Genomic DNA, 24,964 nt, shown 5'->3' with positions numbered 1-24,964 from the left:
GCTCGATCTGACATTCGGCTATGCTGGATGTGATATTGCTAACACACGGGCCGGCTCAAAAGAGTCTTAACTCTTTTGCCCTGCTCGATGTGACATTTCTGGTCTTAACATCTGCTGGATGTTAAGGTTTTTAATTGGCTTCAATAGCATTCACCATTGCAAACAGCTCTTTTTCATTGGTTGAATTAAGAACTTGCATGTTTTCCTGCCAGGCGTAAATGATGTAAAAGTGATCTTCAACTTTTGCGAAGTAGCGATATACTTCAAAAGACTTTGCTTTGGTTTTTAAGTCCGTAAAATTAGATTTTTTTCGTTCGAAGGAAATATCATTGTTTCTTACTTTGTCATATTTAACTACATCTTCAAAATGAAGGTTACCTACATTTTCGCGTTTGGTAGAATCTAAGCCGCTTTGCATACTTGGATAAATCACTACATGCATTTTTCCATCTTTATGAGATTTTGAGAAATGTGCGCCAGAGCAATGGCAAAGGCCGTTTCCAGCTTCTTCCCATGGGCCTTTCGCGCCAAACTCTTCTGCATTCCAGCCAGCAGGCGGAGTGTATTTTATTTTTAAATTTTTTGATTTTACGGTTTGAGCCTGTGAAAGGCTGAAAATGCTAATAAATAAAAGAGAAAATAAAGTCTTCATGGAAATTAAATTTAGTTAAATGTAAATAAAAAGCTCTTATCTGCAAGCGGATTTTACTATCTTTACTTCAGTTCTTTAAGGATAAGTTTTGAATTAGAAGAAGATTTTATATCGACTTTGAATTTGAGAACTTAAATGGGGTCGACCGGTTTTGACAGTGAGCGCATTAGATAAGTAAGCATGTAGAGCGTTGTAAGACGAGCTCTTTAAACTGAACTTTCAAAACTTTTATTTGGCGAAGATAACTCTTACGCTATGGCTGCTTAATTTAGAATTAAGTGACCTTTGCTTTCCGCGGAGCTTAACTGCACTGCGCTGCGGGTAAAGCATCATAAATGTGTAGTTTGTTTTATGGATGTTGCTACATAAAACAATATCAGCAACTAAGTTGAAGATTGGTTTGATATAACGCCTGCCTTCAGCCGACAATCAAGTTATCTCTAAACATTGTAGAAAGCTTATTTATTCCTTATTTGGACGAGAGTTCGAATCTCTCCGACTCCACGATAAATCAAAAACCCTTCCGGCTCTGCCGGAAGGGTTTTTTGTTTTAAGAAAGCTTTTGAAAAAACAAAAAACAAATTTTGCGGAGCAAAATGTTTTTGATTATGACTCTTGGTCATAAGAGATCGACGAAGTCAATCTCTTATGAGATCCAAAAACTGTTGAAAGTTTACTTGCTTGAAAGCTTTTGAAAAAACAAAAAACAAATTTTGCGGAGCAAAATGTTTTTGATTATGACTCTTGGTCATAAGAGATCGACGAAGTCAATCTCTTATGAGATCCAGAAAATGTTGAAAGTTTACTTGCTTGAAAGCTTTTGAAAAAACAAAAAACAAATTTTGCGGAGCAAAAAGTTTTTGATTATGACTCCCGGCAAGGAAAGATCGCTACTATTGATTTTTAAAAGACAATCCTATTTCCCCAGCTTGATCAAACGCTCTACTGCGGGCTCCCAGCCTCCTAAAACATAAGAAGGTGTGCTGTAATTTGTAATAGTTATAGCGTCTTTTTCTTTCGTTAATTGTCGTGAAACAGGATGGCGTTGACTTATATCTACAGGTTTTCCGTCGGGAGAAATACTGTTGCATTCCCAATAGTGAATGTTTTCTGTGGCTCCATCTATTTGTCCCCAACCTTGAGGAATAATATTTTCGAGTGTACAATTAATTAAAACAGCTTCACTGTAAGGATAGGTTTTTTCTTTGTTGTCTGGTTCGCGGGCCAGATCGGTGGGCTTGGTGCCTATACCTTTAAATGTACAATTCACAAAAACATTCCCGTGATTAGCGGCTGTATTGCGAATCCACATAAAAGTATACTTGGAATACAATTCGCAGTGATCAAAAAATGCAGCGCCACGACCGAGTATCATATCTCCACCACCTTCAATTTTACATTCTTTAAAATACGCTGATCCATTTACTTGCAGGGCATCGCCACCACCACGGATATTTACATGGTAGAGCATATTTCTTTCACCCGTAATTAAAAGCCCTTCGGCTTGCTGATCGGAGGGGTTTTTAATACTCAAATTTGTTACGGAAATGTCATTACAGTTATCTACCGTAAAAGCCCCACGGCGTGATGGGAAAGTGCCGGGAAGTTCATTGGTGGCAAGGTTTTTAGGATGCGCATTAAAGGCTTCGTAATTAGTATAGGTTACTATTGTTTTTTCGCGGTCTTCACCAACGAGGGTGATGTTTGATTTTTTACGAACATAAACCAACTCTTCATAAGTTCCGTTTTTAATTAATATGGTTACATTTTTGTGTTCGCCATAAGGAACAAAATCGAGGGCACCTTGTACCGTATTAAAATCATTTGTTCCATTCGTATTAACCACCAAGTATGCTTGTCCTTTTTTTGGAGCTTCTTTTTTAGTGGAAAAGGTCCAGGCAAATTTTTGTATGCCTTTGAAATCCCTTACAGCAAAGACTTCTGGGTCTATAGTGACATAATAGGTTTTGTTGTATTGCAACAGGTTATTGTGCGGATAAATTGTGGCTACCTGGTTGTGAATAATCACAGGGTGAAAATGAAAGGCATCTGTGAAGCCGCCAATAATTGTGAGTTGATAGTTGCCACTATTGGGAAGTGCCAGGCCTGAAGGTGTTCCGGGTTTTGTATTGGCATTTGTGAAGTTTCCTTTCAGATACTCATATGGCTTTGGTGAGTATAGTACCCTTGTTGTGTCTTTAAGCGTTGGTCCGGCAGGAATGCTCACATCCAGACTGTCGACAAGCTTATTATCAGAAGCATCATAAATTTTTATTTTTCCCGATTTTCCCAGGCGTACATCCTCTTGAAAAGTCAAAACCAAATGGCAATCAGGATTTACATTTTGAGATTTGTTTTGCGGAAACAATTTGAATGTTGAATTTGTTTGAGCGACAAATTCTGAAAAAATTAAGCTTAGAATCAATGCGGTTCGGAATTTGCTTTTCATGCGGAGTAATTTTTGGTTGAGTAATTCCGAATGTAAGAGCATTTAAGTTTAGACCCGTCCTGTAGTTACAGGTATAGAAATGAAAAAGTAGAAAGGGTCTTTAAACTTAAAAAGTGGACAAAGAAATAGGATTGAAAACGTATCGAGTAAAAATTTGTTTTAATAGTTTGTAAACTTTTGGCTGTTTGTAAATTATTAACATGTTGATTTATAAACATATAAGCTTATTTTATTGAAATTTGATGTAAAATAAATCTGGAAAGATTTTAATTACTGATTACTTTTGAGGTTCTCAAAAAATAAAAAATGTACTTATGAACTCTGTAAAAGACATCCCGATGCCGACAATTTATACACAAGATGAAGCCTATTCAGCGGCTTTAAAATATTTTAAGAATGACGATTTAGCTGCCAGGGTTTGGGTAAATAAATACGCCCTGAAAGATTCGGATGGAAACATTTATGAGAAAACTCCGGATGATATGCACCGAAGAATAGCGGGTGAGATTGCTCGAATAGAAAATAACTATCCAAATCCTTTAAAAGAGAACGAAATATTTGAACTAATCAGAAACTTCAAATATATTATTCCACAAGGAAGTCCGATGACGGGAATAGGCAATCCTTACCAGATAGCTTCTTTATCCAACTGTTTTGTAATTGGGAATGATGGTGATTCAGATTCTTACGGTGGAATATTAAAAATAGACCAGGAGCAGGTGCAGTTAATGAAACGCCGTGGTGGCGTAGGACATGACTTGACGCATATCCGTCCGAAATATTCTCCGGTAAAAAACTCTGCATTAACTTCTACGGGGCTTGTTCCCTTTATGGAACGTTATTCCAATTCCACGCGGGAAGTGGCTCAGGAAGGACGTCGTGGCGCTTTGATGTTATCAGTGGCTATTAAACATCCCGATGCAGAAGATTTTATCAATGCGAAATTAGAACAAGGAAAAGTGACCGGAGCAAATGTTTCCGTGCGCATAGACGATGCGTTTATGAAAGCAGTTGAGAGCAATTCAGCGTACATGCAACAGTATCCGGTAAATTCTAAAAACCCTCTTGTAAAAAAAGAAATTGACGCTCAAAGTCTCTGGAAAAAAATCGTGCACAACGCATGGAAATCTGCAGAGCCGGGAATTTTATTTTGGGATACCATTATCAATGAATCTTTGCCCGATTGTTATGCAGACCTTGGATACAAAACGGTGTCTACAAATCCATGTGGAGAGATCCCTTTGTGTCCCTACGACTCGTGTCGTTTACTGGCTATCAATTTGTTTTCTTATGTAGATGAACCTTTTACCAAGCATGCAAAATTTAATTTCGGGCTTTTTAAAAAACATGTTGCATTTTCTCAACGGATTATGGATGACATCATTGACCTGGAACTTGAAAAAATCGATGCTATTCTTGAAAAGATAAAATCAGATCCTGAAGACGAATTGATCAAACAAACAGAAATAAATTTATGGATCAATATCCGTCACAAAGCAGAAGAAGGAAGAAGAACAGGAATTGGCATTACTGCAGAAGGAGATATGCTTGCAGCATTGAACCTACGATACGGAACAGAAGAAGCTACTGAATTTTCTGTGGAGATTCATAAAACGGTTGCCCTTGAAGCCTACAGAGCTTCGGTGAACACAGCTAAAGAGCGCGGAGCCTTCGCTATTTTTGATGCTGAGCGCGAAAAAAATAATCCTTTTATGTTGCGTTTAAAAGAAGCGGATTCAAAACTTTATTATGAAATGCTGGAGCATGGCAGAAGGAACATAGCTTTGTTAACGATTGCTCCAACGGGAACTACAAGCTTAATGTCACAAACAACTTCGGGAATTGAACCTGTGTTTTTACCGGTTTATAAAAGAAGAAGAAAAGTAAATCCAAACGATAAAAATGTGCGCATCGATTTTGTGGATGAAGTTGGCGATTCGTGGGAAGAGTATGTTGTTTTTCATCACCGCTTTAAAGAATGGATGGATGTTAACGGTTACGATATTTCAAAAAATTATTCGCAGGAAGAACTGGATGTTTTGGTGAAAAAATCCCCTTATTACAAAGCAACTTCCAATGATGTAAATTACCTGAATAAGGTAAAAATGCAGGGAGCAATTCAAAAATGGGTTGATCATTCTATCAGCGTTACTATCAATATGCCCAATGACGTGTCTGAAGAGCTAGTGGGTGAGTGTTATCTGGAAGCCTGGAGAGCCGGTTGCAAAGGCGTTACCGTATACAGAGATGGTTCACGTTCGGGTGTGTTAATTAGCAACGACGAGCCCAAAAAAGAAGAAAAAACTGAAGTTACTTCACAATTTCCGGTGAGTCGTCCTGCAGCTTTAAAGGCAGACGTGGTAAGATTTCAAAACAATAAAGGCAAGTGGATTGCTTTTATCGGTTTGATAGACAACAAACCTTACGAAATATTTACGGGTTATGCTGATGACGAAGATGGTATTTTATTGCCGCGTAATGTGAATGAAGGAGTTATTATCAAGAACCGTGAGGCAGACGGAAGATCACGTTATGATTTTCAATATTTGAATCAACGTGGTTACAAAACTACGGTAGAAGGATTGTCACATAAATTTAATCCGGAGTACTGGAATTATGCAAAATTGATTTCAGGAACATTAAGACATGGTATGCCCATTGAAAATGTGGTTGAACTTATTGGAAGTCTGCAACTGGATGAAAATATCAACACCTGGAAGAACGGTGTTGCCAGAGCTTTAAAGAGGTATATACCAGATGGCACCGTTTCTAAACAACAAAAATGTTCTAATTGCAATTCGGTGAATTTGCATTACCAGGAAGGTTGTTTGACTTGCAATGATTGTGGGTCGTCGAAGTGCGGGTAGAATTCCACAGACTTGCCGCAGATGACGCAGATTGCGCAGATCAATACCGCACTCTTCACTCTTTTTCTGACGCTGATCCAGCAGATAAAACAGATAAATTTATGAGGTAGAAAAGGTGACCACCCTTAAACTCGTCAGGACAGCTTGAGCGAATTATAAAGTTTTATTTTTTTCTTAAGTTCCCTGACGATAAGTTTAAGTGGAATGTCGGCAGCCGGATCGAGGAGCAGGGTTTCCATTTTGTCTTTTCTTTTTAAGCCGTCTTTTTTTGGATGGATGGTTTTGTCTTCGATAAAACCCATCATGATTTTCTTTTTGGTGACCCATAAAAAACATAACTTTTTATCGCCGTGATAAAAAAAAGGAATCTGAAATTTTCTTTGCTGGGTGATCTGGTGATCCTGACTCATAATAATTTCTTTTAAAGCGAGCAGGCATCCCTGAATGGGCTCTGGTTGCTTCATGTAATAAGTATCAAGTAAAGATTCTATACTTCTAATGTAATCAGAAATACTGAAAGTTCGAAGCTTGTGTAGGTTTACGTAAACGTTTGCGTAAGTATACCTGAGAATTCTTTATTTCCCTTTAACTTAGTATAGAGTCAAAAAGTGCAGAAAGTTTTAGGACCATATTATTTTAAATACGAACTATGAATATTTCCATCACCGGCATAGGAAGTTATATTCCTGAAAACATTGTAACCAATGAAAGTTTTGCGAATTCTGTGTTTTATAATGAAGATGGAAGTCTGATTTCACAGCCTGCAGAAACCATCATTCGAAAATTTAAAGCGATTACCGGAATTGAGGAACGTCGTTATGTGTCGAACGATCTTTTAATGTCTGATATTGCAAGCATTGCAGCCCGGCGTGCTATTGAAGATGCAGGCATTGATCCGGAAACGCTTGATGGCATTATTCTCGCGCATAATTTCGGAAATATTCCACACGGAAAAGTACAGACTGATATTTTGCCGAGTATTGCTTCACGCATTAAACACGATCTTAAAATTAAAAATCCGGATTGTATTGCATTCGACATTTTATTTGGTTGTCCGGGTTGGGTACAAGGGGTTATTATTGCGCGCCAGTATATTTTATCAGGAGAATCAAAACGATTTTTAGTCATTGGAGCTGAGACACTTTCCCGTGTTTTAGATCCTCACGATCGTGATTCGATGATCTATGCAGATGGCGCAGCTGCTACTATTATTGAAGGGACAAATGAGCCGGATTTAAAGGGGATTTTGAGTACGGCTGCGCAAACTTATGCAGAAAAGGAAGCTTATTATTTATTTTACGATACGTCTTATAATAAAGAGCATGCGCCTAATACCCGTTATATTAAAATGGAAGGCAGGAAGATTTATGAATTTGCTTTAACAAATGTGCCCCTGGCTATGAAAAAGTGTTTGGATAAATCAGGAGTGGGAATTGACAAATTAAAAAAAGTATTTATTCACCAGGCAAACGAAAAAATGGATGATGCAATTATTCGCGAATTTTATAAACTTTACAATAAAGAAGTTCCAAAAGACATTATGCCTATGAGTATTCATAAGCTTGGAAATAGCTCTGTAGCTACTGTTCCAACTTTACTGGAACTTGTGCTGAAAGGAAAACAGCCGGAACATGAATTGGAAAAAGGGGATGTTATTTTACTTGCTTCGGTAGGTGCGGGTATGAATGTAAATGCCATAACATATGTGGTTTAATAAACAGTATAGAGCATGACAGCTACTTTTTTTGAATTTGGTATTTTAAGCTCCACTATTTTTTAACTATGAATTTTATTTTTCGCAACGGGTTTTATTTTTTCTTATTGGCTTTTTGTTTGCAATCTTATATTTGCCCGGCAAACTCCAAAACGAAAGTATTTAATGTTCTTAACTTTGGAGCCAGGGGAGATGGAACAACACTTGATACCAAAGCGTTTCAACAAGCTATTGATAAGGCGAGCGCTGCAAAAGGACAAGTGGTGGTTCCTGGTGGATATAAATTCCTGGTAGGAAGTATTATTCTGAAAAGTAATATGGATTTTCACCTGGAAGAGGGCTCTGTGATTTTGATCAGCACAGAACACAAGGATTATATTGGTGAAGCTGCTATTAAAGCCAGAAATGCAGACAACCTGACTATCTCGGGAACGGGCTACATCAACGGTCAGGATTTAAAATACATGGATCACTATGAGAAAGAAAACGAGTGGTGGATTCCTAAAGAATGGCGCCCGAATTTGTTTGAACTCATTGCCTGCAAAAATCTTTTGATAAAAGATATTAGTTTTGGAGAGGCGCCACGGTGGGGCTTACATATGATTGGCTGCGAAAAGGTTTTAATAGATCATATTACAATAAAAAATCATCTGGATGTTCCGAATTGCGATGGGATTGATCCGGATCATTGCAGAGATGTAGAAATTAAAAATTGCAACATTGAATGTGGAGACGATGGGATAGTAATTAAAGCTACTAAACAAGACGAGGATTTTGGTCCTTCAGCAAATATCCGGGTACACGATTGCATTATCAAAACACAGGATTCGGGAATTAAGATCGGGACGGAGACGACTTCCGACGTTTACAATGTTACTTTTGAAAGAATCAAGATACTGGCCTCTTGTCGCGGAATCACTATTCAGCTGAGGGACGCAGGCAACGTTCATCATATTGTATTTTCAGATATTACTTTCGAATCCAAATACCATTCAGATCCCTGGTGGGGCAGAGGTGAAGCCATTTCTTTTACTGCAATTCCGCGAACGCCAGAAACAAAATTAGGCATGATACATGATATCACCGTTAAAAATGTAAGCGGTAACGCTGAAAATAGCGCAAGGATCAGCGGAACAAAAGAAAGTGTCATTAAGAATGTTCTCTTTGAAAATGTACACATTACTTTTGCGAGAACAACGTTGTATAAAGGTGGACTTTTTGACAATCGTCCCACAAAAGTTTATGAGGGTATTGAACAGCACAGCACGCCAGCCTACAGTATCCGTTTTGCAGAGGAAATAACTTTAAAAAATTGCAGTGCTAAGTGGGGAAAAAATGTTCCGGACTATTTTTCGTATGGCTTGGAAACTAACGACGTGAAGAATATTCATTTGATCGGGTTTGACAGTCAGTCGGCACATCCTGAGATTTTTGACGCTGTGTTTTTTCGATAAGAATGAAATTTTTAAAACTATATCTACCTGGGCTTATACTCTTTTGGGCAACATGCATAAGCGCACAGGGCAAGAATGATACTGTGTACAAAGTTTTTCAATTTCCTGCCAATAAAATTCCTTCCATAGATGGTGAACTTTCAGACTGGAAGCTGGTACCTGAATCTTATGCCGTTAAAACCGATCAACTGGTTGATGATACGAAACATTACGACAGCATAAATAAAAAGACAATTGACGTGAGCGTGAAAGTGGCATGGATAAAAGGGTTGAATCGTCTGTATTTTTTATACGAGGCCACCGATAACTATTGGGATTTTTCTTCAAAGGATCTTCACCACGATATTTTTGAAGTAGTTGTGGATGGCGATGCATCGGGCGGTCCTTTTATAGACCGGTTTCATCCGAATAAAAAAATCGATCCCATGGATGCCTGGTTTTCATATCATGGCGTTCAAGCGCAAAACTATCATATCTACACGCCAAACGCAGAAATGGATTGGACGCTTGCCTGGGGTAGTCAGAATTGGATTAAGGAATTACCTTACGCAAACGCGGCTTACAAGTATAGTTTTAAACCAGGTGAAGCGGGAAAATTAATTTTAGAATTCTGGATCACACCTTTTGATTACGCCGGCAATACGCCTGATCGCGCTGTGGAATCTGTTTTAACTGAAAATAAATTAATTGGTTTAGGCTGGGCTATTCTTGATTACGACGATCCGAAAAATCCCAAACAAGATGGATTTTGGAATTTATCACGCAAACATACTATGTACGGCAATGCTTCTGAATTGCCGATGTTTAAACTCATGCCTCTTGAAAAGGAGTTTCAGAAGGCGATTGATGCAAAGTGGAGTTTTATATTGCTAGACGAGAAATTGAGACAGGTGGCTTTTCACGACGAATCTGTAGGTAAAGTGTCTAAGTGGTTATGGGATTTTGGCGACGGTACAACTTCTACAGAACAACATCCAGTGCATACTTATAAAAAGCCAGATAAATACATTGTAACTCTTTCGGTGGAAGGAGAGGCCGGAAGCTCAAAACTGACGAAGGTTTGGGATGTGGTTGTGCGATAGGCAGGCAGCACATGCGGAGCTCGTTTAAATGTCTTCTCTTTTTTATTAGATACATTTTGCTGCTATATAGCAAAATAGTTTTACTTAATTAGTTTTGCCCTCCCAACCATAAGGGTTGTACAAAATCCTAATAAGGCAATCACGCCAAAAGAATAACGTAAGTTGGATAGTTGCGAGACATAACCAATCAAGGGTGGTCCGCAAAGAAAGCCTAAAAAGCTGATGGATGAAACCGCAGCCAATGCCATACTAGGTGAAATGTTTTGCGCTTTTCCGGCTGAGCTATAAACGGTTGGAACTACAGAAGAAACGCCAAAACCAACAATCAAAAATCCTAATGTTGCGAAAAGTAATGTTGGAAAAGTGATGGAGATGATGAGTCCGCCTGCGATAAAGAATCCACTAAGCTGTAACAAATTTTTTGCACCTATTTTTTTTACCAAACTGTCTCCAAAGAACCTTCCACCTGCCATGGTGCTCATAAAGGCCGCGTACCCCAATATTATCAGACCTGGAGGAGCACTTACCACTTTTTGGAAATAAACGCCGCTCCAGTCGAACATTGCTCCTTCGCTGGCCATGCTGCAAAAACCTATAGTGCCTAATTTTATCAGTTCAGGATCGGGTTTTGTGAAAAAAGATTTTTTGCTTTGCTTTAATTCTGACCTTCCTCGCACTAAAAAAGGTTTGCCAATTAAAACCAGGCAGATTACTAATGCTGCTACGGAGCAGAAATGACCGAGAAGAGAGACGTTATGAGTCATCATAAAAATACCAATCATGGCTCCGGTAAATCCTGCAACACTCCAGAGCCCATGAAAAGAAATCATAATGGGTTTCCCGATCATTTTTTCCACGCCAATGGCTTGGGTATTTGCTGAGATGTTGGCCATATTTCCAAACATGCCAAATACAAATAAGGAAAGAAATAATTGCCAGGGATAAGTTACCAGGCCGATGTTTATCAAGGCTAAAGCATAAAGAATAATTCCGATAACAACCGTTTTGTTGCTTCCGAACCGGGCCACAAGTCTGCCCGAAAAAGGCATGGCTATTAGTTGTCCGGCGGGCAACATTAAAAGAATAGCACCTAATTGTCCGTCGCTAAGCTGAAGCAAATTTTTAATATCAGGGATACGGCTCGCCCAGGAGGCGAAGCACAAGCCGTACGAAAAGAAAAATAAGCACAAGCCTAAGCGTGTTGCTTTTAATGAAGGCTTGTGTGCAAGGTCAGGGAAATAAATTACTTTCTTTTCTTTGTTTGAGGAAAGAGGAGCGGGGTGTTGCGAGTCGTGCATTAATAAAATTTTGGATCGGGTACTAAATTTTGATCCTGTGCCTGGTGCCAGTATGGATAAATTTTGTCGCGCTGACTGGCGGTATCTAATTTTTTAATTTGTTCTACTGTTAGATTCCAACCAATAGCGCCGAGATTTTGTTTTAATTGTTCTTCGTTTCTTGCGCCAATAATAATGTTTGCAATTGTAGGACGTTGTAATAGCCAATTCAAAGCAACCTGCGAAACACTTTTATTTGTTTCTGCCGCCACTTCATCTAAAGCATCCATGATTTTATAGAGACGCTCTTCGTTAGTGGCTGGTCCATGCGCGCCGCCTTGTGCCATGCGGTTATCTTTTGGAAAAGGTTGTCCTCTTCTGAATTTTCCGCCCAAACGCCCTGAAGCTAAGGGGCTCCAGACGATCGTGCCAATATTTTGATCAATTCCTAACGGCATTAATTCCCATTCAAATTCGCGGTTCAATAAGGAATAATAAGCCTGGTGAGCAATGTATTTCGACCAGCCAAATTTTTCAGAAGCAGAAAGAGATTTCATTAAGTGCCACCCTGAAAAATTAGAACAGGCAATGTAACGCACTTTGCCACTCTGAATTAAAGTATCCAGTGTTTTCAGAGTTTCTTCAACAGGCGTTAGAGCATCGAAACCGTGCATGTGATAGATGTCAATATGGTCTACATTCAAACGTTTTAAACTGGCTTCACATTGCTGAATTAAGTGAAGGCGGGAAGATCCGTAATTATTTGCTCCTTCTCCCATTGAGAAAGTTGCCTTTGTTGAAATAAGCACTTTATCGCGAAGACCTTTTAAGGCTTTTCCTAAAATTTCTTCAGCAGTTCCCTGCGAATAAATATTTGCGGTGTCAAACAAATTTACGCCGGCATCCAGGCATAAATTCACCATGCGGGTGGCTTCGTCTACCTGTGTGTTTCCCCATGCTTTAAAAAATTCGTTGCTTCCACCGAAGGTTGCTGTTCCAAAACTTAAAACCGGAATTCTGAGTCCGGAAGCTCCAAGTTGTCTATATTCCATGGTGTTATAACAGTTATGATTTTTTCAGGTTGAGTACTAGAAATTTACTTTTCGTTTGATGTTAGTTAATGCTTGTTTAAGCCGTGTAAAAATCGTTGCATAAATTTTTAGTCAACTAAATTACTGGCAAAAAGAGGTTGTAAAGGTAATCTACTGCCAGGTGTTAAGCCCTGTTCATTAACATATTTTTTGTAGGATTTGAGTAGCAGTTTTAAAACAGAACAGCGCAGGACGGTCAATTAAAAGTAGGCACTTACTTTTACTGCAAACACTAACTATGAATGTATTAGCCGGAATTATTTTTCACTTGATTGGAGGGGGCGCTTCTGGAAGTTTTTATCTTCCTTATAAAAAAGTTAAAGGCTGGGCATGGGAAAGTTATTGGATAGTGGGCGGTTTGTTTTCATGGCTTATTGTTCCACCCCTGGCAGCATGGTTAACTGTTCCGGGTTTTTTTGAAATTATTCGTAATACACCATTTGCAGTAACCGGGTGGACTTTTTTCTTTGGTCTACTTTGGGGCATTGGCGGATTGACTTATGGACTAGGCGTGCGGTATTTAGGGATGTCGCTCGGCAATTCTATAACTCTCGGCTTTTGCTCTGCACTTGGTGCAATTATTCCTTCTGTTTATTATGATTTAGTTCCGCAGGCGGGCAAGGTATCTTTTACCGACATGTGTTCACAATCCTGGGGACTTGTAGTTTTGCTGGGAATTGTATTATGTCTTACGGGCATTTATATCTGTGGAAGAGCTGGCGTACTTAAAGAAAGGGAATTATCGGAGGAAGACAAGAAAAAAAGTGTTGCTGAGTTCAGTGTTAAAAAAGGGATTACAGTAGCCATTATTTCAGGAACATTAAGTGCTTGTTTTAATTTTGGTATCGAAGCTGGACAACCCATGGCTGAAACGGCACTCGCAACTACCAACATGAATCCGCTTTTTCAAAACAATGTTATTTACGTGGTTTTATTATGGGGTGGGCTTACAACGAATTTTATCTGGTGTATGATTTTAAATGCGAAAAATAAAACTGCAGGCGATTATACAAATAAACAAACACCACTTTTAAAAAATTATATTTTCTCAGCATTAGCAGGTACAACCTGGTTTTTACAATTTTTCTTTTATGGCATGGGGGAAAGTAAACTTGGAAACGGCGCCAGCTCATGGATACTGCACATGACCTTTATTATATTGATAGCTAATACCTGGGGCATCGTACTAAACGAATGGAAAGGTGTAAGTACTAAAACACGTTACACAATTATTACAGGAATAGTGGTGCTGATCACTTCGGTAGTAGTTGTAGCCTATGGAAATTCAATCAATCATTAAAATTAAAATCACAATATAATGTCAACAGCTAACAAAACATTCAAGCACGTAAGTTATTTATGGAACGAAGCCGAAGCAGCAAAACTTGCCGGCGATGAGGTAGGACTTTTAATTTACCGTTCAAATCTATTAGGTGCAGATTTGCGCTTAACAAATTACGGCGGGGGAAATACTTCCTGCAAAGCGAATGCAAAAGATCCTTTAACAGGACAGGAAACGGAGATTATGTGGGTTAAAGGTTCTGGTGGCGACATTGGCACTTTAAAGCGCAGTGGTCTTGCAGCGCTTTATGTGGAGCGTTTAAGAGCTCTTAAAAATGTTTACAAAGGAATTGAGCAGGAAGATGAAATGGTTGAATTATTCAATCACTGCATTTACGATCTTGCTTCGAAAGCACCTTCTATTGATACTCCTTTGCATGGTTTTTTACCATTCAAACACATTGATCATTTACACCCGGATGCGGCTATTGCTATTGCAGCAGCGAAAGACGGAAAAAAAATCACTCAGGAATTATTCAAAGGAACAATTGGCTGGGTAGAATGGCAACGGCCCGGTTTCGACTTAGGCTTGCAATTAAAGGCGTGCCTTGACGAAAATCCTGGTATTCGTGGCATCATGTTAGGCTCTCATGGTTTGTTTACATGGGGCGATACAGCTTACGAAAGTTATATGAATACTTTGGAAGTGGTTGAAGCTTGTGCAGAATACCTTGAAAAGAATTACGGTAAAAAAGGCCCGGTTTTTGGCGGACAAAAAATCCAGTCCTTACCTGAAGATGCGCGTAAACAAAAAGCAGCTGAACTGGCGCCCGTTCTTCGTGGTTTCTGCTCCAGCTATACACGCATGATCGGTCACTTTACAGACGACGCGCGTGTTTTAGAATTTACAAATTCAAATGATCTCGATAAATTAGCTCCTTTGGGAACCAGTTGTCCGGACCATTTTCTTCGCACAAAAATTAGTCCATTGGTTTTAAACTTAACTCCTGATGAAGATTTAAGCGATGTAAAAATTATCAAAGAAAAATTATTGCCGCAATTTGAAGCTTACCGTAAAATGTATACGGAGTATTACGACACGTGTAAACATGCAAATAGCCCTGCTATGCGTGATCCAAATCCAGTGGTGATTTTATATCCAGGAGTAGGTATGTTTACGTTTTCAAAAGACAAACAAACTACACGGGTAGCATCCGAATTTTACATCAATGCTATCAACGTAATGAAAGGCGCTGAAGCAATTTCTGAATACACTTCGCTGCCAAGACAAGAAGCATTCGATATTGAGTATTGGTTGTTAGAAGAAGCGAAATTACAACGCATGCCGAAACCAAAATCTTTGTCAGGAAAAATTGCCCTGATAACTGGAAGTGCAGGTGGCATTGGAAAAGCAATCGCGAAAAAATTTGTTGACGAAGGCGCATGTGTGATTATAAATGACAACGATGCAGAGCGTTTAGAAGCAGCGAAGGCGGACTTCGCAAAAACTTACAGCAAAGATCAATACGCTTCAGTACTTTTAGATGTATTAAAAGGAGAGCAGATTACGAACGCTTTTGACGCTGCCTCGTTAGCCTTTGGTGGAATTGACATCGTGGTAAACTGCGCCGGTATTTCTATTTCAAAACCAGTGGAAGAAACCACAGAAAAAGATTGGGATCTTTTATATGATATCCTTGTAAAAGCACAATTCCTGGTAACTCAAGCGGGTGTTAAGGTAATGCGCAAACAAGCTTTAGGTGGTGACGTTATTAATATTGCCAGCAAAAACGGTTTAGTGTCAGGACCGAATAACGCGGGATACGGATCTGCAAAGGCCGCACAAATTCACTTGAGTCGTTTAAACGCGGCTGAATTTGGCCCGGATAAAATCCGCGTGAATGTTGTTAATCCGGATGCAGTAATTTCTGATAGCAAAATTTGGGCAGGAGCCTGGGCTGAAGGCCGTGCAAAAGCATACAATATTAAAGTGGAAGAATTGCCGGCTTTTTATGCTAAACGTACTTTGTTAAATGAAATTATTTTACCGGAAGATATTGCTAATGGCTGTTTCTCTTTGGTAGGAGGGTTGTTAAATAAATCTACGGGAAATATTATCAATGTGGACGGTGGAATTGCCGCGTCTTTTGTTCGCTAAAAATTAAGCAATCGCCGCGCGGGGTTACACGGATCTTTTGGTTTATTAGCTGGAATTAAGAACGATCTGCATCACTGTGTACCTTCGCTGCGGCGATTTCAAAAACTACCATCATGACTCGTATCTCTTTTAAAATGCATTTACTTCCTGGTTTTCAGCTGGAGTATGTTGCACGTCACAACGCCATCTGGCCTGAGCTCAAGGAGCTTCTTATACAAACCGGGGTATTGGAATATTACATTTATCTGGATGAAGATAACAACGATCTTTTCGGTATTATGAAAGTGATTGATGGCACTACTTTAAATGATCTTCCAAATCATCCGGTGATGAAAAAATGGTGGAAATACATGAGTGATATCATGGAGACTAATCCAGATTTATCTCCGAAGCAGGTGCAATTAAAAGAGGTTTTTTGTCTCATGTAAATCTTTGAATTCTAAAAATTAAATACGTAAATTACTTAGTGTTATGAAAATTACTAACCACATAGAAGATCATAATCAAAAGCATTTGGCTAAGCATAAAAAGAGTTATACTTTTCTTGCAGAGTCTGTTTCTAATGTTGCTGATGTTGTAGAAAAATTAAAAGCACTTCAAATCGCGATTCCCAGCTGGGCTTTGGGCACTGGTGGAACACGTTTCGGAAGATTTTCGGGCGGTGGCGAACCTGCAACGCTGGAGCAAAAAATAGAAGATGTTGGCTTATTACATGCATTAAACAAATCAAGTGGATCCATCTCTTTACACATTCCCTGGGATATTCCAAAAGAAGCAAAAGCTATTAAAGCACTTGCCGAGAGTTACGATTTAAAATTTGATGCCGTTAATTCAAATACCTTCCAGGATCAGGCGGACCAAAAACACAGCTACAAGCATGGTTCATTGCATCATTCAGACAGAGCGGTAAGAAAACAAGCAGTTGAACACAACATCGAAGTAATTCGTTATGGTGTTGAACTGGGGTCTGATTGTTTATCCGTTTGGTTGGCTGATGGTTCCAGCTTTCCGGGACAAATCAATATGCGCAATGCCTTTAATAATACTTTAGAAAGTCTCGGTGAAATTTATGCGGCGCTTCCTGAAAAATGGAAAATGCTGATTGAGTATAAACCGTACGAGCCATATTTTTATTCAACTACTATTGGCGACTGGGGCCAATCGCTCTTGTTGGCAAATAAACTGGGAAAAAAAGCCTTTACGCTAGTGGATCTTGGTCATCATTTGCCAAACACCAACATCGAGCAAATTGTTTCTTTGTTATTGAACGAAGAAAAATTAGGGGGCTTTCACTTCAATGATAGCAAGTACGGTGACGATGATTTAACGGTTGGAAGTATCAATCCCTATAAGTTGTTTTTGATCTACAATGAGTTAGTGGAAGGAATGAATAACAAAGGAATGAATCATGCAACCGGCTTAAGCTGGATGATTGATGCTTCACATAACATTAAAGATCCACTCGAGGATCTGTTACAATCGGTAGAGGCTATTAAAATTGCTTATGCACAGTCTTTAATCGTAGATCAAAAAGCTTTACGAGTAGCACAGGAAAATAATGATGTTGTGGCAGCCGAAAGTATATTGCAGGATGCTTACCGTACAGATGTGCGTCCTTTGTTAGCAGAGGCTCGTCTTCAGGCTGGAGCTGCGATACAGCCAATTGAAGTGTTTCGTGATTATAAATTACGCGAGGCTTTAATTAAAGAACGCGGAAGCAAATCGATCGCCTCAGGACTTTAAGATTTTAAACAGAAATGACGAAAGTTATCGCGATAATAGATGTAGGGAAAACAAATAAAAAACTTTTTTTATTTGACGAAGACTACAATCTGGTTTATGAGCGATCGGCTCGATTTACTGAAACTGTTGATGAGGACGGTGATCCTTGTGAAAACATAGAGAGTTTACGTTTGTCTGTTTTCGATTCTTTACGCGATGTTTTTCGAAAAAAGGAATTTGAGATAAAGGCCTTAAATTTCTCTACCTACGGCGCAAGCTTTGTTTATGTGGATGATGAGGATAAACCTTTGACACCACTTTACAATTACCTCAAACCCTATCCGGAGGATTTGAAAAAACAATTCTACGAAACCTATGGCGGTGAAAAAAGATTTTCTCTGGAAACCGCCTCGCCTGTTTTAGGAAGTCTGAATTCAGGTTTACAGTTTTATAGATTAAAACACCAGCAGCCAGAGGTTTTTGATAAAGTACGTTATGCTTTTCATTTACCTCAGTATTTAAGTTACATTGTTTCGGGTAAGCCCTACACGGATGTTACCAGCATAGGCTGTCACACCGGGATGTGGAACTTTGAAAAAAACGAATACCACGAATGGGTTCGCAAAGAGGGAATAACCGGAAAACTTCCTTTTATCGCGCCTTGCACCGAAGTGGTATCAGCCGCATTTCCTGGCAACACTTACAAAGTTGGAATTGGGTTGCATGATAGTTCTGCGGCACTCATTCCTTACCTGATGAATTTCACCGAACCCTTTGTCCTTATTTCTACGGGAACATGGTGTATCAGTCTGAATCCGTTTAACCAATCGCCTTTAACAGCGCAGCAACTCGAAGATGATTCTCTTTGTTACCTCACTTATGAAAGTAAACCAGTAAAGGCTTCCCGCGTTTTTTCGGGTTTTGATCATGAAGTGCAGGTGGAGCGCATTGCAACTTATTTTAATAATTCCCCGGCGTTTTATAGAAATCTTGAATTCAATAAGCCCGTTACTACTAAACTTCAGAAAAAGAACGGAAATATCTTGTTCAATAGTATGAAGAACAGATCGAAAGAACTGTTATTTAAAAAGCGTGAGATTTCAGAATTTAGTTCGGCGGAAGAGGCTTATCATCAGCTCATTCTGGACATTGTTTCTTTACAATTATTTTCTACGCAACTTGTTCTGGAGGGTACAAAAGTAAAACGGATTTTTGTGGATGGAGGGTTTAGTAAAAATGCAATTTATATGAATCTGCTTACTGTTGCTTTTCCCGGAATTGAAATTTATGGAGCCTCTATGGCGCAGGCTACGGCTATTGGAGCTGCGCTGGCGATTCACAGCTCGTGGAATGAAAAATCTATTCCAAGCAATATCATTGAATTACGTTACTACGCGGGAGAACGCGAAAAAATAAAATGAAAAAAGTTAGTTTATTCATACCCTGCTATGTTGACCAGTTTTATCCCAACATAGCTGTTGCTACGTATGAACTTTTGCAGAAACTGGGCTGTGAAGTCGATTATCCTTTAAATCAAACGTGTTGTGGTCAACCATTAGCCAATTCAGGTTTTAACGGGATGACTTCGGCGTGTAACAAAAACTTTACGGAAAATTTTAAAGATGCGGATTATGTCGTTTGTCCTTCGGGCAGTTGCGCATTGCATATAAAGGAACATTTACATGACGATGCTAATCCCGCAGCAGCGGAGAGGATTCGTAACCGGGTTTATGAACTGACTGAATTTTTGACTGACATTTTAAAAGTAAAACAACTAAATGTTTCTTTTCCACATAAAGTGGGAATGCACATTAGTTGTCACGGACAAAGAGGACTTCACCTTTCTTCGATGACGGAATTAGTTTCACCTGAATTTTCTAAACCCGAACAATTATTAAACATGGTAAAGGGGTTGGAACTTTCTTATCCTAAACGTAAAGATGAGTGCTGCGGTTTTGGTGGTACGTTTTGTGTGTTTGAGGAAGCAGTAAGTGTGAAGATGGGTAAAGACAGGCTTACAGAGCATGAAGAAAATAATATTGAATACATAACAGGGGGTGATGTAAGCTGTCTCATGCACCTGGAAGGTATTTTACGGCGTCAAAAAAGTCCTGTAAAAATAATTCACATTGCGGAGATCTTAAATAGTTAGGATGGAAAAATTTTTAAAACCAGTTGAACATGCGGTGGCAGCGGAAAAATTTATTTCTGACGAAGCCCGCACGAACTGGCATGACGAAACACTTTGGTTTGTAAGAGCAAAGCGTGATAAGATCGTTCACAAATTACCGGAGTGGGAAAGTCTGCGTGAACTCGGGTCACAAATTAAAAACCATGCGCTTTCCAACCTGGATACCTATCTATTAGCATTTGAAAAGAACGCACAAGCAAACGGTGTTAAAGTGCATTGGGCCGCAGATGCCAAAGAGCATAACGAGATCATTCTTGAAATAGCGCGAAAAAATAATGTAAAAAAAATCGTAAAGAGTAAATCCATGTTGACGGAGGAATGTCACCTGAATCCTTTTTTGATTTCTAAAGGTATTGAAGTTGTAGATACCGACCTTGGTGAACGTATTGTGCAATTTAGAAACGAACCACCAAGCCACATTGTGCTACCTGCTATTCACTTAAAGAAACAGGATGTTAGCGATACTTTTCATGAGCATTTACATACCGAAAAGGGAAATAATGATCCGCAATATTTAACGGAAGCAGCACGCCAACATTTAAGAAATAAATTTATCGAGGCAGACCTGTCGATTACCGGTGTTAATTTTGCAGTGGCAGAAACGGGTGGTTTTGTGGTCTGCACAAATGAAGGAAATGCTGACATGGGTGCGCACGCTGCCAAAATTCATATTGCCTGCATGGGGTTTGAAAAAATAATCCCAAAAGCAGAACATCTTTCTGTTTTCTTAAGGTTGCTCACGCGCAGTGCTACCGGACAACCTATTACAACTTATTCCAGTCATTTCCACCGTCCGCGCAAAGGCCAGGAAATGCATATTGTAATTGTAGATAATGGACGCAGCAAACAGTTAGGCCGCGAAGACTTTCGCAATTCTTTAAAATGTATTCGTTGTGCAGCTTGTTTTAATACTTGTCCGGTTTATAGAAGAAGCGGCGGACACAGTTACCACAATGCTACAGCGGGGCCTATTGGTTCTATCTTAAATCCAAACATTAACATGCGTGAGAATGCAGATCTTCCATTTGCTTCTACACTTTGTGGCTCCTGCACAAATGTTTGCCCCGTTAAAATAAATATTCACGAACAACTCTGGAAGTGGCGTCAGGTTTTGACGGAAGAAGGTTATGCCTCTTCCGGAAAAACTGCAGGAATGAAAGGTATGGCCTTTGTTTTGTCTTATCCTAAAGTATTTCGTTTTGCGGGAAAGGCCGGAAGGTGGATCATTCGTATGTTTCCCGGACTTGTAAATAATACATTAAATCCCTGGTACAAACAAAGAGAAATGCCTGTTGCTCCAAAACATAGTTTTAGAGATTGGTATATAAAAAATAAAAAAGCATGAGTTCGAGAGAAGATATTTTAAAAGCAATTTCTCAAAACAAACCTGCCTTGGTGGAAAGTCCAGCTATGCCGGTATATCCGGATTCAGATCAGACTTCTGTGCTCGAACAATTTATTCAAACAGCTGAACTTATTGGTTCTAAAGTGATCCAGCTAAAAGACTGGCAGGAGATTATATTAGAATTTGAAAACGCAAAAGCAAATGGAAAATTTGTTGTAAATACGATTTCCGAAATAGGAACACCGGATGTTTCTATAGATGAAATGAGTAGTTCGGTGGATCTTGAAAAAATAGATCTCTCTTTTGTGAGAGGCCAATTGGGAGTAGCTGAAAACAGTGCTATCTGGGTAGACGATTCTAATTTGCCCAACCGGCTGTTGCCTTTTATTTGTCAGCATTTAGTTTTAGTAGTAGAGGCAAAAACCCTTGTTGCAACTATGCACCAGGCTTATGAAAAAATAAATACTTTTAAAACGGGTTGGGGAGCTTTTATAGCCGGACCTTCAAAAACAGCAGACATTGAACAATCTCTGGTGATTGGTGCGCATGGCGCGCGAAGTTTGGTGATATATATATTGAGTTAGTCCCTTCTTCTTTTTCTGTTGAATTTCATGAAGTGAAGTTAAAATAATAACAGGTACAGAAAAAAGATGAATTATCTGTCCGTAAATTTGCTTTTGAATATAGACAGTGGTCCGGTAGTGCCGAAATTATGTTAGGTAATGTTATTCCAGTTTAAAATTATCCCCTAAATGTTTACTTAGAGCATCAGTATACTTGGCAACTGGCGTCATTTTAATTAACCTTCTTAGTTCTCTTCCTGCTTGAGTAAAATAAATTAAATTCAATTGTTTTCCAGAAACATCTAATTTTGCTTTTTTAGATGCATAGTCCACGACTTCATAATCATATTCTCCCACATTCAGATTTTCAATGCTAGCAAAATTTAGTCGAATTGTTTCCGCGGATCTAATCAAATTAGCCCCATCCAAGTCAAGCAAATCATTAAAGCTTATTTCATAATCTTGTAAGTCGCCAACGTTCTGAAAAGGGAAAACGTTAGGATGAATAAAATACGTTCTAGTAAGGTCTTCGATACTTAGATTACAAAGTTTTGAAAATGAGTTACCAACCTTACTATTTAAAATTGAGAGCGTTTGCAGTGTATGGAGACTGAGGCTGCCAGGTTGTAAAATTTCATTTGCTAAAATCTTACTTAGAATCTCTTGTATCTCGTCCTCTGATTTGGTACCTGCCAAATTCCAAAACGAAGTTAACCAATCGGGACTTATTAATTTTTCATGCTGTTCTGAAGGTGTTTCGATGGTTTTTAGTGATTGAATTGTTCTCGCAACAATTGTTTCTTTATTTAATTGTTCTTCTATCAGTTGAATACCATGATTTTCTAGGGCTCTTTTAGCCAAGTCCGGCTCAATGTCAATTTGATTTAATTGATGTTCTGAAGCTCTTCTAATAAGGTCTCTTTTTATTTCACCTATTAATTTAAGTCTTTCCGTATAATTCCTAATTGACGTCTTAGGAATTTCACTTGCTTCTATTATAATGCCCTGAATCCCTTTTCCAAGAGCTGTCAATATATTTTTGCTAACCCATTCGGGCAAACTTAAATTTTTTAAGAACTCCATAAGTCCAGTTTTATTTGTTTCGTCTATCATATAATTGAGCCATACGTAAGGCAAAGTAACACTTTACCTGTCCTCAGCATGCTAAATGTACTTATGTCTTCCGAGATTTTAAAATGGCAGATCGTCTTTTTTGGCTTCAAATTTGACACTTAGTTCGTCCATAATGGTTTTCTCTATTTTAGCCTTTATTACTTTTATGTTTGATTTAATAGCTTCCTCATCTGAAATTTTAGCTTCGGTATAGACCCATTTTATTCCTGATCTATTCAAATTTCTGTTATCCCAACTTTCGTCAATATAATTCGTGATAAAATAGAAAAAAGTTATTAATTTTTTAGAAATTAGGAATGCAACACCACATTGATACGAAGTCAAATTAGGATAAAGCCTATTTATGTCTATTAGAATTGCCTTGTAGGGAGTGTCAAACTTTAACTCAAACCCAGTCAAACTTGTATATTCTTCTCCTGAATCAAAATCAACTCTCTCTTCATATACTAATCTTGCAAAATAATCATTCTTATTATCCTTAAGCCATTTACCTATGGCAATTATACTAGGGATAGAATCGTAATCTTGTAAGAGGCTCACTTCTAATTTATACAATCCACTTAGCTCTCCAGATATAGTTATTGATTCAAACTCTTTTTGCACGAAATCAATAGCTTTAAATGCGCCCTCTTTATCAACGTATTGCTTAGCATCGTTTATCACTAGATCAGCTAATGTAAGCGGAGTACTTTCTGTTTCATTAGTTGTTAAAAGAACAGGATTAAAGGAATTTAGATATTCTTTTAAGTCATTAGAGAATGAACAAAATTTTTCCGTTAGATCTGCTTGAATAACAAAAAATGGTGTTTGATCCTGATTCTGAGAAAACTCATCAGAAATCACATCGATTATGTCTTTATAGCGTATCTCCTTTGTTTGATGCTCCTTAAGCGCTTTGATAAAGCTAAACGTAAAAAAACTTAGTTGCTCGTTTTGAAAAGAGGATTGGTTATTGAGAGACGAATTCAAGAAATAGCATTTATTAAATCCTTTTTTTGAATCGTTAAAGTATTTGTTTAGTATATTTCCTTCTTTGATATAAGTCGTCCCCGATTGGCAGGCGTCTATAAATTTAATAACAAGATCAGGTGACAGAGTTCTAATTAGGTCATCTACTTCATTATTTTGAAGAGAGGTCTGATTTTTCTTTTTAGGGTCAAAATCAGATAACACGTAGTAAAATTCCTCATTTGAAAATTCTCCATGACCCGAATAATAAAAAAACAATTCTTTAATTACCGTTCCTTTATTCTTTAAAATAAAATTACTTAATAGTTCTTTAGTTTTAGCACTATGTTCATTTTTATTAATGTATAAGATATCGCTATACTTATCAGTTTTTTCTAAAATTTGATAAATTGCATCGGCATCATTTTTGCAGCCAGGCAGGTTGTTGCTCGAATGATTATATGTACTTACACCTATTACGATTGCTATGTTCATTATATTTAATCTATTTTATTACCATTGAAATCAAACTAAACGCTACAAACCATTATACTTATTGTAAAGATTTGGGATTACTGGGTTGTTTAAATATATCAAAAATTGAGATAGTCCGCATATACATTGTCAGTATTTTCTAAAAAAATAGATAGAAGTAAAACTCGACATCTCATACTCTTTGTAAGAGCAATTTTTTTTACCTGATTCAAAATCTAATTTTATTAAAATATATTTAATGCTTAAGAATTAATGAGGCCTTGTAAAGGATAATTTAAAATCATGCAAAAAATGAAGAGTGCTAAGTTTAACTCAATGGGGTTTGTGCCTACTTGGATTTCGAAAAGGGAAATACTAATTGAAGATACCCAAAAACAATTTCTGAAAACAATTGATATTTAAAAACCGAGAGTAAAGTATAAAAGTATAGTAATTATTTTCCAATTAAAATGTAATAACTTGAAAATGAACTATTTATGACAAAAAACAATGATAGGTTAATAAAGTAGTGAAGACGTGTATTTTGTAGTTATTATATTTA

The 24,964-nt window shown here is 38.2% G+C and carries 19 protein-coding genes and 1 other RNA gene; 13 read left to right on the top strand and 7 right to left on the bottom strand.

Annotation, left to right across the window (positions count from 1 at the left end; all coding sequences use genetic code 11):
* Window positions 1–130 precede the first annotated feature (130 nt).
* On the bottom strand, window positions 131–652 hold the full coding sequence (locus CNR22_06285; protein PBQ31385.1) for a hypothetical protein: 522 nt from the start codon (window positions 650–652) through the stop codon (window positions 131–133).
* Window positions 653–789: 137 nt separating this feature from the next.
* Here CNR22_06285 and ssrA point away from each other — a divergent pair.
* Window positions 790–1,159, top strand: a transfer-messenger RNA (tmRNA) gene (gene ssrA, locus CNR22_06280).
* Between the two features lie 409 nt (window positions 1,160–1,568).
* Here the strand turns inward: ssrA and CNR22_06275 are convergent.
* Window positions 1,569–3,101, bottom strand: coding sequence for a carbohydrate esterase (locus tag CNR22_06275; GenBank protein ID PBQ34840.1), 1,533 nt, complete (start codon window positions 3,099–3,101; stop codon window positions 1,569–1,571).
* A gap of 314 nt (window positions 3,102–3,415) precedes the next feature.
* Here CNR22_06275 and CNR22_06270 point away from each other — a divergent pair, with 314 nt between their 5' ends.
* Entirely contained in the window at window positions 3,416–5,968 is a 2,553-nt protein-coding gene (locus tag CNR22_06270) for a ribonucleoside-diphosphate reductase, adenosylcobalamin-dependent (protein PBQ31384.1), read from the top strand.
* 134 nt (window positions 5,969–6,102) lie between these two features.
* Here CNR22_06270 and CNR22_06265 read toward each other — a convergent pair whose 3' ends face one another.
* Window positions 6,103–6,432: a hypothetical protein gene (locus CNR22_06265; protein ID PBQ31383.1), complete on the bottom strand. Its 330-nt coding sequence runs from the start codon at window positions 6,430–6,432 to the stop codon at window positions 6,103–6,105.
* 185 nt (window positions 6,433–6,617) lie between these two features.
* Here CNR22_06265 and CNR22_06260 point away from each other — a divergent pair, with 185 nt between their 5' ends.
* The 3 genes from CNR22_06260 to CNR22_06250 all read left to right on the top strand — a co-directional run bounded on the left by CNR22_06260 (window position 6,618) and on the right by CNR22_06250 (window position 10,218).
* On the top strand, window positions 6,618–7,682 hold the full coding sequence (locus CNR22_06260; GenBank protein PBQ31382.1) for a 3-oxoacyl-ACP synthase: 1,065 nt from the start codon (window positions 6,618–6,620) through the stop codon (window positions 7,680–7,682).
* A 68-nt stretch (window positions 7,683–7,750) separates the two neighbouring features.
* Window positions 7,751–9,136 (top strand): glycoside hydrolase, encoded by a 1,386-nt coding sequence (locus CNR22_06255; protein ID PBQ31381.1) that lies wholly within the window; start codon window positions 7,751–7,753, stop codon window positions 9,134–9,136.
* Window positions 9,137–9,138: 2 nt separating this feature from the next.
* Window positions 9,139–10,218 carry a PKD domain containing protein gene (locus CNR22_06250; GenBank protein ID PBQ31380.1) on the top strand — a complete coding sequence of 360 codons (1,080 nt, stop codon included), beginning with the start codon at window positions 9,139–9,141 and terminating at the stop codon, window positions 10,216–10,218.
* 80 nt (window positions 10,219–10,298) lie between these two features.
* On the opposite strand, the gene CNR22_06245 is transcribed toward CNR22_06250, so the two are convergent.
* Both CNR22_06245 and CNR22_06240 read right to left on the bottom strand, forming a co-directional pair.
* A complete protein-coding gene (locus CNR22_06245) occupies window positions 10,299–11,516 on the bottom strand; it encodes an MFS transporter (GenBank protein ID PBQ31379.1) in 1,218 nt (405 codons plus the stop codon).
* Window positions 11,516–12,547, bottom strand: a complete 1,032-nt coding sequence (locus CNR22_06240) for an aldo/keto reductase (protein ID PBQ31378.1) — start codon at window positions 12,545–12,547, stop codon at window positions 11,516–11,518. The genes CNR22_06245 and CNR22_06240 overlap by 1 nt, the downstream gene beginning before the upstream one ends.
* 277 nt (window positions 12,548–12,824) lie before the next feature.
* Between CNR22_06240 and CNR22_06235 the strand changes: the two genes are divergently transcribed.
* The 8 genes from CNR22_06235 to CNR22_06200 all read left to right on the top strand — a co-directional run bounded on the left by CNR22_06235 (window position 12,825) and on the right by CNR22_06200 (window position 21,867).
* Window positions 12,825–13,886, top strand: a complete 1,062-nt coding sequence (locus tag CNR22_06235; protein ID PBQ31377.1) for an L-rhamnose/proton symporter RhaT — start codon at window positions 12,825–12,827, stop codon at window positions 13,884–13,886.
* Window positions 13,887–13,904: 18 nt separating this feature from the next.
* Window positions 13,905–16,025: a bifunctional rhamnulose-1-phosphate aldolase/short-chain dehydrogenase gene (locus CNR22_06230; protein PBQ31376.1), complete on the top strand. Its 2,121-nt coding sequence runs from the start codon at window positions 13,905–13,907 to the stop codon at window positions 16,023–16,025.
* Between the two features lie 113 nt (window positions 16,026–16,138).
* A complete protein-coding gene (locus tag CNR22_06225) occupies window positions 16,139–16,453 on the top strand; it encodes an L-rhamnose mutarotase (GenBank protein ID PBQ31375.1) in 315 nt (104 codons plus the stop codon).
* A gap of 43 nt (window positions 16,454–16,496) precedes the next feature.
* Window positions 16,497–17,768 carry a sugar isomerase gene (locus tag CNR22_06220; GenBank protein PBQ31374.1) on the top strand — a complete coding sequence of 424 codons (1,272 nt, stop codon included), beginning with the start codon at window positions 16,497–16,499 and terminating at the stop codon, window positions 17,766–17,768.
* Window positions 17,769–17,782: 14 nt separating this feature from the next.
* Window positions 17,783–19,168, top strand: a complete 1,386-nt coding sequence (locus tag CNR22_06215) for a carbohydrate kinase (protein PBQ31373.1) — start codon at window positions 17,783–17,785, stop codon at window positions 19,166–19,168.
* Window positions 19,165–19,899 (top strand): Fe-S oxidoreductase, encoded by a 735-nt coding sequence (locus tag CNR22_06210; protein ID PBQ31372.1) that lies wholly within the window; start codon window positions 19,165–19,167, stop codon window positions 19,897–19,899. The genes CNR22_06215 and CNR22_06210 overlap by 4 nt, the downstream gene beginning before the upstream one ends.
* Window position 19,900: 1 nt before the next feature.
* On the top strand, window positions 19,901–21,283 hold the full coding sequence (locus CNR22_06205) for a 4Fe-4S ferredoxin (protein ID PBQ31371.1): 1,383 nt from the start codon (window positions 19,901–19,903) through the stop codon (window positions 21,281–21,283).
* Window positions 21,280–21,867, top strand: a complete 588-nt coding sequence (locus CNR22_06200) for a lactate utilization protein B/C (protein ID PBQ31370.1) — start codon at window positions 21,280–21,282, stop codon at window positions 21,865–21,867. The genes CNR22_06205 and CNR22_06200 overlap by 4 nt, the downstream gene beginning before the upstream one ends.
* Window positions 21,868–22,008: 141 nt before the next feature.
* Here CNR22_06200 and CNR22_06195 read toward each other — a convergent pair whose 3' ends face one another.
* Window positions 22,009–22,959 carry a hypothetical protein gene (locus CNR22_06195; protein PBQ31369.1) on the bottom strand — a complete coding sequence of 317 codons (951 nt, stop codon included), beginning with the start codon at window positions 22,957–22,959 and terminating at the stop codon, window positions 22,009–22,011.
* A gap of 78 nt (window positions 22,960–23,037) precedes the next feature.
* The gene (locus tag CNR22_06190; protein ID PBQ31368.1) at window positions 23,038–24,423 is read right to left on the bottom strand and encodes a hypothetical protein; all 1,386 of its coding nucleotides are present in this window, start codon (window positions 24,421–24,423) and stop codon (window positions 23,038–23,040) included.
* Window positions 24,424–24,964 lie beyond the last annotated feature (541 nt).

It is taken from the genome of Sphingobacteriaceae bacterium, from assembly GCA_002319075.1.
Taxonomy (GTDB): Bacteria; Bacteroidota; Bacteroidia; order B-17B0; family Aurantibacillaceae; genus Aurantibacillus.
This window is presented reverse-complemented; position numbering and strand designations above follow the sequence as displayed.

Excerpts from the sequence above, each read along its gene's own strand:
- CNR22_06250 (PBQ31380.1), top strand. The coding sequence starts at position 9,139 with ATGAAATTTTTAAAACTATATCTACCTGGGCTTATACTCTTTTGGGCA.
- CNR22_06225 (PBQ31375.1), top strand. The coding sequence starts at position 16,139 with ATGACTCGTATCTCTTTTAAAATGCATTTACTTCCTGGTTTTCAGCTG.
- CNR22_06255 (PBQ31381.1), top strand. The coding sequence starts at position 7,751 with ATGAATTTTATTTTTCGCAACGGGTTTTATTTTTTCTTATTGGCTTTT.
- CNR22_06245 (PBQ31379.1), bottom strand. The coding sequence starts at position 11,516 with ATGCACGACTCGCAACACCCCGCTCCTCTTTCCTCAAACAAAGAAAAG.
- CNR22_06195 (PBQ31369.1), bottom strand. The coding sequence starts at position 22,959 with ATGATAGACGAAACAAATAAAACTGGACTTATGGAGTTCTTAAAAAAT.
- CNR22_06260 (PBQ31382.1), top strand. The coding sequence starts at position 6,618 with ATGAATATTTCCATCACCGGCATAGGAAGTTATATTCCTGAAAACATT.
- CNR22_06235 (PBQ31377.1), top strand. The coding sequence starts at position 12,825 with ATGAATGTATTAGCCGGAATTATTTTTCACTTGATTGGAGGGGGCGCT.
- CNR22_06265 (PBQ31383.1), bottom strand. The coding sequence starts at position 6,432 with ATGAAGCAACCAGAGCCCATTCAGGGATGCCTGCTCGCTTTAAAAGAA.
- CNR22_06215 (PBQ31373.1), top strand. The coding sequence starts at position 17,783 with ATGACGAAAGTTATCGCGATAATAGATGTAGGGAAAACAAATAAAAAA.
- CNR22_06230 (PBQ31376.1), top strand. The coding sequence starts at position 13,905 with ATGTCAACAGCTAACAAAACATTCAAGCACGTAAGTTATTTATGGAAC.
- CNR22_06205 (PBQ31371.1), top strand. The coding sequence starts at position 19,901 with ATGGAAAAATTTTTAAAACCAGTTGAACATGCGGTGGCAGCGGAAAAA.
- CNR22_06240 (PBQ31378.1), bottom strand. The coding sequence starts at position 12,547 with ATGGAATATAGACAACTTGGAGCTTCCGGACTCAGAATTCCGGTTTTA.
- CNR22_06210 (PBQ31372.1), top strand. The coding sequence starts at position 19,165 with ATGAAAAAAGTTAGTTTATTCATACCCTGCTATGTTGACCAGTTTTAT.
- CNR22_06270 (PBQ31384.1), top strand. The coding sequence starts at position 3,416 with ATGAACTCTGTAAAAGACATCCCGATGCCGACAATTTATACACAAGAT.
- CNR22_06200 (PBQ31370.1), top strand. The coding sequence starts at position 21,280 with ATGAGTTCGAGAGAAGATATTTTAAAAGCAATTTCTCAAAACAAACCT.
- CNR22_06275 (PBQ34840.1), bottom strand. The coding sequence starts at position 3,101 with ATGAAAAGCAAATTCCGAACCGCATTGATTCTAAGCTTAATTTTTTCA.
- CNR22_06190 (PBQ31368.1), bottom strand. The coding sequence starts at position 24,423 with ATGAACATAGCAATCGTAATAGGTGTAAGTACATATAATCATTCGAGC.
- CNR22_06220 (PBQ31374.1), top strand. The coding sequence starts at position 16,497 with ATGAAAATTACTAACCACATAGAAGATCATAATCAAAAGCATTTGGCT.
- CNR22_06285 (PBQ31385.1), bottom strand. The coding sequence starts at position 652 with ATGAAGACTTTATTTTCTCTTTTATTTATTAGCATTTTCAGCCTTTCA.